The following is an 11,259-nucleotide window of genomic DNA, read 5'->3' as shown; positions in this document are numbered from 1 at the left end:
TCCACCTATACCTTCATTCACCGCTCTGTTCCAGGCACTTACCTCTTTAACTGACGTAAATGTATTATCTACTCCTAGCATTATTACTACTGATAATGAGCCTGCCGAAATCATCGTAGCTGATGTAATACCATTCCCAACAGGAAGCACCGTAGGAGACGGCGGAGTAACGGTTCAGACAATTGAAAGAGAACCTGTGGGTATAAGGCTATCGATTACACCACAGATTAGTGAAGGCGATTTCTTAAACTTAAATATTCTCACTGAGGTTTCAGCGATTAGAGAAGCGCCTGTTGCAGGACTAAACACAGCACAGTTTGGTATCGCTACTACAACCAGAACCGCCGATTCTTCCGTAGTAGTGAAAAACGGACAGACGATCGTGATCGGAGGTTTGGTTCAAGATAGAGAAAGTGTTCTACAAAACAGAGTGCCTGTTCTTGGCAGCATACCTGTTCTCGGAAATCTATTTAAATTTAAACAAAGACAGAGCACTAAAATTAATCTTATGATTCTATTAACACCAAGAATTGTAGAGAACGAAATTGACATGCAGCGCATACTTGAAGAAAGACAAAGAAGAAATATGCTACTTCAAGAAAGAGGTTTTAATAGGGAAGAACAGTAAGAAAGGCTGGCAATTATGAAAAGCATTGAAGAAATTATTAGCGAGAGAAACCCTGAGGCACTAGTCAAAATAGACGAAATCCTCTCTAAGCATGAAGAGACGGTTGAAGAGGCTATATTGAATCACCAAGTGCTAGAAGACGAAGAACTTTTAGAGGTGCTCTCACAATTCTATGAATTCCCTTATATCTCAAACATCTCGGATAAAGATATTGACCCTGAGCTAGTTAAGATTCTGCCTATAAGTTTTGCAAAAAAATACAAGCTAATTCCATTTCAGAAAAAAGAAGACAGTGTTGTAATAGTGTTCGCGCCGCCTTTTGACCTTTATGCACTAGATGAGATCAAATCACTGTTTGGCTGCGAGATTGAACCTGTTTTAGCACTAGACCATGTTGTTATAAACAGCATCAACCGAGTATATGAGCGAGATAAGGAAATGGCTGAAGGCATCGATGATGATGCTGAGGGAATTACCGAGTATGACATTCATGAACCCAAAGACCTGCTCGATGCTGATGATGAAGCACCTATAATCAGGTTTGTAAACTCGCTTCTTTTCCAAGCTGTCAAGGAGAAGGCAAGTGATATTCACCTTGAGTGCTTTGAGAAGGAAGTTTCTGTAAGGTTCAGAAAAGACGGCATACTACACGAAATCACATCGGTTCCAAAAAAGCTTCAGGCCTCTGTCATATCAAGGGTAAAAATTATGGCCGAGCTTGATATTGCGGAAAAGAGAAAACCACAGGATGGAAGAATAAGGGTAAAAGTTGCAGGAAGAGACGTGGACGTTCGTATTTCCACTGTTCCGACAACATGGGGCGAGAGTGTGGTGATGAGGCTTTTAGACAGATCCTCTGTACTGCTCAGCCTTGAAGATCTGGGTTTAAAGGGCGATAAACTTGATGTTGTTGAAGGTCTTATCAGAAGACCTCACGGTATTATTCTTGTAACCGGCCCAACAGGTAGTGGTAAAACAACCAGTCTATATGCATCTCTTGAGAGAATTAACTCTCCTGATAAAAAAATCATCACCGTAGAAGACCCGGTGGAATATCAGATTCAGGGAATAAACCAGATACAAGTAAACTCAAAAGTAAATCTTTCATTTGCTAATGGTCTTAGATCTATTCTCCGTCAGGACCCGGACGTGATTCTTGTGGGTGAAATTAGAGACAGAGAAACTGCTGATATAGCGATACATGCATCGCTTACCGGTCACCTTGTATTCTCCACCCTACACACAAATGACTCGGCAAGTGCTATTACAAGACTTATCGATATGGAAATTGAACCATTTTTGGTTGCATCATCACTTATGGCCGTTATAGCACAAAGGCTTTTACGCTTTTTATGCCCAACATGCAAAGAACCCTACAAACCTTCTGACGATGAACTGGCGAAAATTGGTATAAGAAGAGACCAGCTTGAAGATGGTATTTTATATAGGGCTACAGGCTGCGAGCGTTGTTTTGATATGGGGTACAGTGGAAGGTCTGCAATTTTTGAAATGCTATTAATTGATGATGAAATCAGAAACTTAACTCTTGGCAACGTGGATTCGGGGCAAATCAAGAGAAAAGCTATAGAACATGGAATGACCACTCTTAGAATGGATGGGGCTAATCATGTAATTAGAGGTTTAACCTCAATTGATGAGGTTATGCGAGTTACTGAAGAGGAGAATATTGGCTCAGAGGATTAGAACCAGTCCTTACAAATCTAACTATCCAACAGTATAATTATTAATACATATGCCTGTATATAAGTACAAAGCAATAGACGAAACTGGGAAAGCTGTTCATGGCGTCATAGACGCAGAATCCCCCAAAGGTGCGACTGAAAAGTTAAAGCGCCAAGGAGTATTTCTATCTTCGCTAAATGAAGCAAAGGAAAGTAAATCCAGAAGCTTCAACCCTTTTAGCGGAATCAAAATTTCTGAGCTTGCTGTGACGACAAGACAGTTCTCCACATTGATTTCAGCTGGACTGCCTCTTGAAGCATCTTTGAGCGCACTTTCGGAACAAACTGAAGACGCACGGCTAGGACAAGTGCTTGCAGAAGTAAGAGAGCGAGTCAGTGAAGGAAGCTCATTGGCAAATGCGCTCGCTGAGCACAAAAATGTTTTTTCTGACCTCTATATTAATATCGTAAGAGCAGGTGAGGCGAGTGGTACTCTGGACATTGTGCTTTTGAGACTTGCAGATTTTTTAGAAACCCAAGCAGCTCTTACCTCCAGAGTTAGGGGGGCATTAATCTATCCGATGTTTATGTTTCTAATTGGAGGCGGTGTGCTATTTTTTACGATGACTTATGTAATACCTAGAATCGCCAAAATATTTGAAGAAAGCCAGAGCTCGCTGCCTTTTATGACCCTAATATTGATAAAAATCAGCGACTTTTTAAATAACAACATTTTACTTATGTTCATTCTAGCAATAATTGCAGTATTTGCTGCTTTTCGTTTCTATAAAACTGAGAGGGGCAAAATGTTCTTTGACCGCCTTACATTAAAGCTTCCTATTTTTGGCAAGCTGACCTCAATGGTAGTAATTTCAAGGTTTACAAGAACACTGGGAACCCTCTTATCAAGCGGTATACCGCTTTTAGATGCGCTACAGATTGGTGAGGCAGTTATGGGCAATAAGGTCTATGGTAAAACCCTTGAAGAGGTAAGGGATAATGTTAGAGAGGGAGCAAGTCTTGCGCAGCCTCTAAGAGACAGCGGAGTATTTCCTCCTCTAGTTACCAGAATGATTGCTGTAGGTGAGCAGACGGGTGAGATGGAAGCAATGCTCGCGAAAGTTGCTGATATATATGATCAGCAGGTTGAAACAACGGTATCAACTCTGACATCTTTACTTGAGCCTGTTATGATTGTCATAATTGGCGCAATTATGGGATTTATCGTCTTTGCAGTTTTACTGCCAATATTCAATTTAACATCAACAGTTGGTTAAAAAGGAGGTATTAAATTATGAAAGCCCAAGGTGGTTTTACATTGATTGAAATTATGGTTGTGCTCCTGATTATAGCAGGACTTGCTTATATCGTAGGTACAAACGTTATTGGTCAGCTGGACAAATCTAAAGTGGAAAATACAAAGATTCAGATAACCCAATTAGAGTCTGGTCTAAAGCTGTTTAAAGTAGACAACGGTTTTTATCCTGACACTCAGCAGGGTCTGGATGCTTTAATACAAATTCCTACTACTGGAAGAGAACCTAGAAGATATGATCCAAATGGATATTTAGAAGGAGATCAAGTGCCGTTTGATCAGTGGGGAAGCGATTTTATTTACGTTGGCCCTGATCAGACTGGCGATACGACATATGAAATTATTTCTCCTGGCCCAGATGGGGTGCCTCAAACAGAGGATGATATTTCTAGTCGTAATATAAAATAATGAAAAAACAAGAAGGTTTTACGCTTCTAGAGTTATTGGTTGTGATTTTAATTATTGGGGCGTTCTTTTTCGTTGCGGTACCAAAATTTCAAGATTTAACTCAGGTAAATCTAAAAAGTGCGTCCCGAAACCTGACTGCGACAATAAAATATCTCTATAATGAAGCAGCATTTAAGAAAACTATTCATAGGCTCGTTTTTGATGTAGAAAACGGAGAGTACTGGGTAGAGAGACTTGAAGGAAGTGAATATGGTGTTCCACCTGATACGAAGAAGCATAGACTCCCTAATGGAATATACTTTAAGGATGTAATTACTGAGAGGAATCTAGAAAGAAACCCTCTTGATAATGAGAGGGAGTTTATACTGTTTTTGCCTACTGGGTTTGTAGAACCGGCTGTTATTCATCTACAGACTGATAATGATAGATATTACACCGTTGCTACAAAACCATACACTGGTGGCACTAGAGTATATGACGAGTACGTCGAGCTTTTAAGACGATAGACGGGCTGGGAAAATGAATGAAGAGAAAGTCTGAGAGTTCTGGACAAAAAGGATTTACGCTTCTTGAAGTGATAATTGCAGTTGCTATTATGGGAGCGGCTATGGCGATTCTGCTGGGAGCTGTAAATAGAAATTTGGTTCAGGCTTCTCTATCAAAAAATCAGTCAATTGCTCAAGCTCTTGCTCAACAAAAACTAACTGAAATAGAATTAAACGGATATCCAGAAGTTGGTACAGAACAGGGAACTTATGAAAATTATCCTGGGTTTAATTGGTACGTAAATGTTCTTCCTTATGATATAGAGCAATTGGGAACAGAAATAAGAATTGTTATGGTAGACATTGCTTGGGATGAAGGTAACAGGGTATATAAAGTTGCAACAGCGATCTCAAACCACAGATGACGGCTTTACTCTTATTGAGGTACTATTAGCCGTATTCATTGCATCATTAGTTATTGCTGTGCTCTACGCCTCATTCTTTCAGATATTGAAGGCTAAGGACAAGGTAGAGCAAGAATTAGAGCTCTATCACGAGTCCCGGGTAATCTTCTCCAAAATTACTAAAGATCTTGCAACCGCTTTTACAAGAGGAAGCGTTAATTCTACTGGTAACGATAGCCATACTGATTACTTTGTAGGTAGCCAAGAAGGAAACCATAGCACGCTAAGGTTCTCATCACTATCAAGAAGCCCAGCCGCTGATGCCAAAGAATCGGATCAAACAGAGATAAGCTATTTTGTGGAAAATGCCAAGGATGCAGATGACCCGCAGCTACTTGCACTAATTAGAAGAGATGACCCCACAATAGGAACAGACGGAGGTGGATCTGAGTATCCAATATCTGAGCGCGTGGTCGGATTCACTCTTTCTTACATAGGACCTGTATCATTTGCAGCCCAGAACGAAGAACTTAACTATGAGTGGAATTCAAATGAATCATCATCTCTTCCAAATGCAGTAAACGTTAATATAGTATTAAGAGGACCCAACAACGAGGATGTAGAGTTTAATTCACTTGTTTTAATCCCGGTTGTTGATTAATAGATATGAGAAAAAATATGAAAACGAGAGAGAAAGAATCAAAGATAATGAACAAAAGAAACTCTGAGCAAGGAATTATACTCGTACTGGTAATTATAGTTGTAGCTATTCTTACAATTGTCGTTGCCGACCTAATATACTTTACACAGATAGATAGAGAAATATCTACTAATACAGTTGATGAGGTTAAAGCACGCTATATTGCGAAATCCGGAGTCCACGTTGCTGCCGGAACCTTAAAGGGACAGCCTCTTGAGGATCTAAGTGAGATTGCATCAACTATAGCTTCGAGCAGTGATTATGCCTCAGGGTTTTGGGCGATTAATGTCCCATTTTTTCCTGTAGGGGAAGGAACTGTTTCCGTAACCGTTGTTGATGAAAGAGCGAAGGTAAATTTAAATGCCCTAGTAAATGAATCATCAAATAGGGTTGATCAGCAAGTCTTAGCAGAACTCAAAGAACTATTTAGATTCTTAGAAGTAGAGGAGTCCAAATCTGAGAGGTTTATCGCAAGTTTAGTAAACTGGATAGATAGAAATATGGATGGTAGTCAGAATGATCAGGATTCATCAGGTGCCAATACCGGCTTTTATAGCGGCCAATCAAATCCATATAATATAAAAGACGGTCCGCTAGACAGTGTTTATGAAGTGCGCTTAATTGACGGCATGGATGAGGAGTTCTTCAACAAAGTTAAGGACTATGTAACTGTATACCCAAGGGATAAGAAAATTAATTTTAGCACAGCGCCGAAAGTTGTTATGATGGCAGCCATTAAAGCTTCAAATGTTCCTGCGGTCGAAGGACAAGGCAATTCCGATACAGATGAAATCAGTGATGATGTAGCAGAGCAAATTGCTGATGAGATTATTGCTATAAGAGAAGATGAGCCAGTCATTGGGCAAAAGAAAGCCAGAGATGTGGCAAATACTGTAGACGACACTTCAGACATTAGTGCCGGTCTAGTTGGAGTTGTGCTAAACTCAGGTTATAGTGATGTTTTTTCAGTCAAAGCGGTCGGAAGTCTAGGGGAAACCAATCCTACAAAAAGAATTATAGAGGCGATATTGCTAAAAACTAACGAAAACAGTCAAAACAAGGTAGAAATTATCTCATGGAAAGAGCTCTAGAAAAATTAAATCTAATCAGGACAGAACTTAAGTCTGCATATTTAGAAAGGGATGAGGTTATTGATGGAACCCTAATCGCGCTTCTCACCAATAACCATATGCTGCTTATCGGCCCCCCGGGAACCGCAAAATCCCAGCTGGTAAGCGAAATATGCAAAAAGATTGAAGGTGCTAGCTATTTTCAGTGGCTACTTACAAAGTTCACAGCCCCTGAGGAGCTTTTTGGAGCAGTAAGCCTAAAGGGACTTGAGAATGATGAATACAGACGAGTTACTACTGGAAAACTCCCAGAGTCTCACATTGTATTTTTAGATGAGGTATTTAAGGCAAGCTCTTCGATACTTAACACCCTTCTCACCGTAATGAATGAGAGAATCTATTACAACGGCACTCAAGTCGCAGAGATACCACTTATTTCGCTATTTGGTGCAAGTAACGAGCTTCCTACAGAGGAAGATGAGTTAGAAGCTCTATATGACAGATTTTTACTCAGATATGTAGTTGATTATATCAAAGAGGATTTCAGATTCTTAAAACTCCTCCAAGGCGAGGAGAACAGCACTACAGACAATATGATCTCCCCTCAAGAGCTTGAAAGCTGCAAAGACCAAGCCATGAAAACTCAATTGCCCTCAAACATACTTAAGCTTATAGGGCGAATTAGAATGGAGCTTAGCAAAAAAGGAATTAAGCCCTCAGACAGAAGATATAAGCAGAGCATATCGGTTCTTAAAGCTAAAGCCTATCTTGAAGGCCGGGACGAAGTAGGAGAGGAGGATCTTCGTTATTTAGAAAATGTTCTATGGAGAGACCCAGGAGAGAAAGCAGAGATTCAGTCTGTTATTCACCAAGCCCTTCACGGATATAAAGACAGACTCAGAGAACTGGTTATCCAAGCAAAAGAAATGGATGGCTACAGCAAACGAGATTGGGAAAATGAGGACATGAGCATAAAGGCAAACATAGAAGCCCAGACTAAACTTAAACAGATAGTATCAAATGTGAATGATCTCATACAAGAGTGTGAGCAAAGGGGCAAACCAACCGATGACATTGACAAAGCAAAACTCGAAATTGAAGAGATACAAAAAGAAATTCTAGATAGATTGGTATCCGGCACAGAGGAAATGGCTTAAACTTCATTGAAAATACTCTGAATGTAGCTTATTATGATTTCTAAGACAATATTCCAAATTATAGGTGGTGAGAGATGAAAAGATTTTTAATTGCTTTTATAGCGATAGGCTTGTTTGCATGTGGGAACCCATTTGTAATACAGGAGCTTCAGCAGCAATCCACATCTCAAATCACCCAGTGTAACGCCGACCATATTGAAATTATTGAGCACGTAATTCATGACGACGGAAGCGCCACTTGGATGGCTCTTTGCCAAGGTAAAACCTATAGCTGCCAACGTGAAGGCGCAAATGCTGAACCAAGCTGCTCTCAGATGGAATCACAGATGCCTGAGTAATTAGTTGCTACCCCTGAGAATCTCGAATCTGTCTTTCTTTGGCCCTTTGTTTGATTTTCTCGCCTATAGCCCAAAAATCTTTTTCCTCTTCAGTTCTAACTTTGAGCGTAGGAACCTCGGTAGGCTTTCCCTCTGAAGTGATCGCTACAAAAATCAAGTATCCTCTGCAGCTAAAATCTTTTTTGTGGTCTGTTTTGCCAACTCTAAATAGGTCAACCTTAACCACCATAGATGTCCTGGCAGTGTATATCACCTTGGCTCTTAGCTCTATAATATCTCCGAGTTGTATCGGTTTTTTAAAATCCACAGCATCTATCGAGGCAGTTACAACATCTTGATCAGAAAATCTCATCGCAGCCATAGCGCCTGTTGCATCCATAAGCTCGAGCACCCTACCTCCAAAAATTGTCCCGATGTGATTAGTATGAGGTGGTATAACCAAGTCTGAGTTTATTACTTCTATAGCCTCTTTAAATTTATTTTCTGCCAATTAGAGCCCCCGGGATATTGTAGTTAGTGAAAGTACCTATCTGCATATATTAGACTAAAAGATGACTATTTCAATCATAAGAACGATTGCTGAAATTTGAAAGTATAATCTATATCTGAATATTTATTAACTAACGTCTAATACAATTGGAGCGAGAAAACATGTCAGAAAATATCGATTCCACAAAAGTAATCGAGCTTATGCAGATCGGATTTAGTGTTTCGATTGATGCAAGTGAGTATGAGAATGATATTGAAGCTATTTTAGAGACTGCAAGAATGTTTAATACTACTTTAGTCCTTAGAAATATGCCCGAATCACTTCTGAGCCAGAAATCACTTAAGAAACTAAAAACCCACTGTCATAAAATTATTATAGAGACTTGATATTGTTGAAATGTCTTACAAAACGGCTGGTATTAGTTTTTTAGCTAAGATCATCTACCTCTCGAGGTTTGCTGATAAAACTTCTAGTTTTCCATCATTTCGTAGATAGATAATACAATGATCCTCATCTAAACAAGAAGTCTCATGAATGTACTCTTTGTTAGAGCCAAAATAGCCGCCCTCCCCTAAAGTATCAAAACCAATCTGTCCAGCTGCCCGGTGCATGATTTCTCCCTGAATAACAACTGCATGGAGTGTTGAGCCAAGGGCGCGCATAGTTGCAGTAAATCCAGCTGGTATCTTAACTAGGGTCCCGCTAAAACTATCATCATATGGATTACCCCAAAGAACAGCCATCTTAGGAACCTCAGATGATGAGGGCATATTGGGGAGATTGACCCAGTCAATGCTTGAAGCGGGCATCACAACCGCAGTTTTATCGTTTTTTACTTTCTTATCCGCAGGCAGCACATCAAATGTGTCCTCTACCTCTATATATGCAATGCTACTACCCTTTGCAGCGGTAATGTGAACACCGCCTCCGGGCTGTGTCCAGAAAGATCCTGGTCCAAGATATAACTCTTGAGCATCAGGTTCAGCGTTGTGTATGGAACCTTTAATAACTAACCCGTGGTAATTGGCAGTGTGGACATGAGGCGGGGACTTAAAACCGTCAACCGGCTTAAGCAGAAAACCTGACGGTCCAGGGCCAGTGCGGTCACCCCATAGTGTAGCAGCCATTGGGCTATTAGCTCCGCGAGCTGGGTTTAGTTGTTCCCACTTAAGGTCCGTCGTTGTCACAACATTGATAGTTGGATCAGTGTTCGAATTTGGAGCTACGCTATCAGATGCAACTTGCGTGCAAGACAAAGTGATGGAGATTACGCTTGTAAGTACTAGTATAAGTAAAGCTCTGATATTTATTCTCCAAGGCTGATAATAATTATATCTTACTATTCGTACTTCAACTTAGTTAGTCAATCAATCTGGGTTTATTTAATAGTTTCAACCACCCGGCATTATATCGCAATAATAAAAGCGCTCATCTCTTAGTACTATTTCTCCTAAAGTGTGGGGAATTACTTTATTGAATATTGGTCCATCATATACAAAAGTGTGAAATTCGCCATTCTCTCCACAAGGGTCAATCTCTTTAGGAAGCTGGTCCAAAAACTGGTTATCATACTCACGCCCTACAAACTCTTTGCTTAACACTTTAGAATCAACACAGACCGTGATTGCCTTAAAGCCCCATTTTACAAAACTTCTGGCAAGTTTAGATGTATCTTTTTTCCAAATCGGAAAGATACATTTCATCCCTATCTTAGAAAGCTGATCTATCCGGTATTGTCTTATATCCTCTAAATATAAATCACCAAAGGCAACCGTATCAATCCCTTTTTCTTTGTATTTAGAAAGACTCTTTGTCCAAGATTGCTCATATTCCTGGTTAGTTGCACCTTTAGAAATTACCACTTTCTCAAGAGGTAAATTCAATGACTTGACCTGTTCGTGAAGTAGAGTATTTCTAAGTCCGTGCATGCTGACTCTATCGTAGTCAGCCGTGACTGTAGTCACTAAAGAATCTATCTCCAGCACACCTTGTTTTTGTATTTCATACAGAGTAAGCGAGCTATCCTTACCACCGCTCCAAGAAAGAAGTACCTTCGGTTTATTATTCATATCTCAATTAGTTTTAACTTTAAATACAGGACCTATAACCTAATATTCGTTTTCTTTTCCGCCCGTTTCAAATCTGTCAATTACTGCAGCTCCAATACAGTCGCCCCAAACATTTACAGTTGTTCTAAAGCGGTCGAGCAGCCAATCGATAGCTAATATCAAACCAACACCCTCTAGTGGTAGCCCGACTGCCTGAAGCACAAGAACCATTGTCACAAGCCCTGCTTCTGGTATTCCGGCTGCACCGATTGCAGCAAGTGTTGCAGTAAAAAATACAATCACCATTTGCGCTACACTTAAATCTATTCCATAGCTCTGAGCAATAAATATTACTGCTACTGCTTCATAAAGTGCTGTGCCATCCATATTGATTGTAGCCCCTAGAGGCAGAACGAACCTTCCTACTTTCGGTGTTACTTTCGCCTCGTCGATCACGCCCTCCATCGTAAGTGGCAGTGTCGCAGAGGAAGAAGCTGTTGAAAATGCAGTTAGTAGAGCTTTCCCAAGATGCCT

General features: G+C 40.2%; 15 protein-coding genes. 11 read left to right on the top strand and 4 right to left on the bottom strand.

From position 1 onward, the window contains the following. The 10 genes from AAF462_05430 to AAF462_05385 form a co-directional block, all read left to right on the top strand. The coding region (locus AAF462_05430; GenBank protein ID MEM7008561.1) for a type II secretion system protein GspD at positions 1-628 on the top strand (628 nt) is incomplete at its 5' end. 15 nt (positions 629-643) lie between these two features. Further along, entirely contained in the window at positions 644-2,332 is a 1,689-nt protein-coding gene (gene gspE, locus AAF462_05425; protein ID MEM7008560.1) for a type II secretion system ATPase GspE, read from the top strand. A gap of 49 nt (positions 2,333-2,381) precedes the next feature. Beyond that, positions 2,382-3,587 carry a type II secretion system inner membrane protein GspF gene (gspF, locus tag AAF462_05420; GenBank protein MEM7008559.1) on the top strand — a complete coding sequence of 402 codons (1,206 nt, stop codon included), beginning with the start codon at positions 2,382-2,384 and terminating at the stop codon, positions 3,585-3,587. 17 nt (positions 3,588-3,604) lie between these two features. Continuing rightward, complete coding sequence (gspG, locus tag AAF462_05415; protein ID MEM7008558.1) at positions 3,605-4,033, top strand: type II secretion system major pseudopilin GspG; 429 nt, start codon at positions 3,605-3,607, stop codon at positions 4,031-4,033. After that, the gene (locus AAF462_05410; GenBank protein ID MEM7008557.1) at positions 4,033-4,539 is read left to right on the top strand and encodes a prepilin-type N-terminal cleavage/methylation domain-containing protein; all 507 of its coding nucleotides are present in this window, start codon (positions 4,033-4,035) and stop codon (positions 4,537-4,539) included. The genes gspG and AAF462_05410 overlap by 1 nt, the downstream gene beginning before the upstream one ends. 17 nt (positions 4,540-4,556) lie before the next feature. Further along, positions 4,557-4,943, top strand: a complete 387-nt coding sequence (locus tag AAF462_05405) for a prepilin-type N-terminal cleavage/methylation domain-containing protein (protein ID MEM7008556.1) — start codon at positions 4,557-4,559, stop codon at positions 4,941-4,943. After that, on the top strand, positions 4,891-5,583 hold the full coding sequence (locus AAF462_05400) for a prepilin-type N-terminal cleavage/methylation domain-containing protein (GenBank protein ID MEM7008555.1): 693 nt from the start codon (positions 4,891-4,893) through the stop codon (positions 5,581-5,583). Before AAF462_05405 ends, AAF462_05400 begins: the two co-directional genes overlap by 53 nt. Positions 5,584-5,600: 17 nt before the next feature. Beyond that, on the top strand, positions 5,601-6,713 hold the full coding sequence (gspK, locus tag AAF462_05395) for a type II secretion system minor pseudopilin GspK (protein MEM7008554.1): 1,113 nt from the start codon (positions 5,601-5,603) through the stop codon (positions 6,711-6,713). Next, positions 6,698-7,849 (top strand): AAA family ATPase, encoded by a 1,152-nt coding sequence (locus tag AAF462_05390; protein ID MEM7008553.1) that lies wholly within the window; start codon positions 6,698-6,700, stop codon positions 7,847-7,849. The genes gspK and AAF462_05390 overlap by 16 nt, the downstream gene beginning before the upstream one ends. Positions 7,850-7,923: 74 nt before the next feature. Then, positions 7,924-8,187: a hypothetical protein gene (locus tag AAF462_05385; protein MEM7008552.1), complete on the top strand. Its 264-nt coding sequence runs from the start codon at positions 7,924-7,926 to the stop codon at positions 8,185-8,187. A 7-nt stretch (positions 8,188-8,194) separates the two neighbouring features. On the opposite strand, the gene AAF462_05380 is transcribed toward AAF462_05385, so the two are convergent. Further along, positions 8,195-8,677 (bottom strand): acyl-CoA thioesterase, encoded by a 483-nt coding sequence (locus tag AAF462_05380; GenBank protein ID MEM7008551.1) that lies wholly within the window; start codon positions 8,675-8,677, stop codon positions 8,195-8,197. Between the two features lie 161 nt (positions 8,678-8,838). On the opposite strand from AAF462_05380, the gene AAF462_05375 reads away from it, so the two are divergent. Continuing rightward, a complete protein-coding gene (locus AAF462_05375; GenBank protein ID MEM7008550.1) occupies positions 8,839-9,063 on the top strand; it encodes a hypothetical protein in 225 nt (74 codons plus the stop codon). Positions 9,064-9,117: 54 nt separating this feature from the next. Here the strand turns inward: AAF462_05375 and AAF462_05370 are convergent, their stop codons facing one another. From AAF462_05370 to AAF462_05360, 3 genes are all read right to left on the bottom strand, one after another. Further along, entirely contained in the window at positions 9,118-9,933 is an 816-nt protein-coding gene (locus tag AAF462_05370) for a DUF4437 domain-containing protein (protein ID MEM7008549.1), read from the bottom strand. 135 nt (positions 9,934-10,068) lie between these two features. Further along, on the bottom strand, positions 10,069-10,746 hold the full coding sequence (locus tag AAF462_05365) for a diphthine--ammonia ligase (protein MEM7008548.1): 678 nt from the start codon (positions 10,744-10,746) through the stop codon (positions 10,069-10,071). A 39-nt stretch (positions 10,747-10,785) separates the two neighbouring features. After that, positions 10,786-11,259: cation:dicarboxylase symporter family transporter (locus AAF462_05360; GenBank protein ID MEM7008547.1), on the bottom strand; the 474-nt coding region annotated here is incomplete at its 5' end.

This window comes from Thermodesulfobacteriota bacterium (assembly GCA_039028315.1).
Lineage (GTDB): Bacteria > Desulfobacterota_D > UBA1144 > Nemesobacterales > UBA2774 > CR02bin9.
Note: the sequence above shows the minus strand (reverse complement) of the source record. Positions and strands in the feature narration are given on the sequence as shown.

What these genes read in the sequence shown, in the direction of transcription:
- AAF462_05385 (MEM7008552.1), top strand. Translation starts at nt 7,924, where the DNA reads ATGAAAAGATTTTTAATTGCTTTTATAGCGATAGGCTTGTTTGCATGT.
- AAF462_05400 (MEM7008555.1), top strand. Translation starts at nt 4,891, where the DNA reads ATGAAGGTAACAGGGTATATAAAGTTGCAACAGCGATCTCAAACCACA.
- gspF (MEM7008559.1), top strand. Translation starts at nt 2,382, where the DNA reads ATGCCTGTATATAAGTACAAAGCAATAGACGAAACTGGGAAAGCTGTT.
- AAF462_05375 (MEM7008550.1), top strand. Translation starts at nt 8,839, where the DNA reads ATGTCAGAAAATATCGATTCCACAAAAGTAATCGAGCTTATGCAGATC.
- gspG (MEM7008558.1), top strand. Translation starts at nt 3,605, where the DNA reads ATGAAAGCCCAAGGTGGTTTTACATTGATTGAAATTATGGTTGTGCTC.
- gspE (MEM7008560.1), top strand. Translation starts at nt 644, where the DNA reads ATGAAAAGCATTGAAGAAATTATTAGCGAGAGAAACCCTGAGGCACTA.
- AAF462_05390 (MEM7008553.1), top strand. Translation starts at nt 6,698, where the DNA reads ATGGAAAGAGCTCTAGAAAAATTAAATCTAATCAGGACAGAACTTAAG.
- gspK (MEM7008554.1), top strand. Translation starts at nt 5,601, where the DNA reads ATGAAAACGAGAGAGAAAGAATCAAAGATAATGAACAAAAGAAACTCT.
- AAF462_05405 (MEM7008556.1), top strand. Translation starts at nt 4,557, where the DNA reads ATGAAGAGAAAGTCTGAGAGTTCTGGACAAAAAGGATTTACGCTTCTT.
- AAF462_05365 (MEM7008548.1), bottom strand. Translation starts at nt 10,746, where the DNA reads ATGAATAATAAACCGAAGGTACTTCTTTCTTGGAGCGGTGGTAAGGAT.
- AAF462_05410 (MEM7008557.1), top strand. Translation starts at nt 4,033, where the DNA reads ATGAAAAAACAAGAAGGTTTTACGCTTCTAGAGTTATTGGTTGTGATT.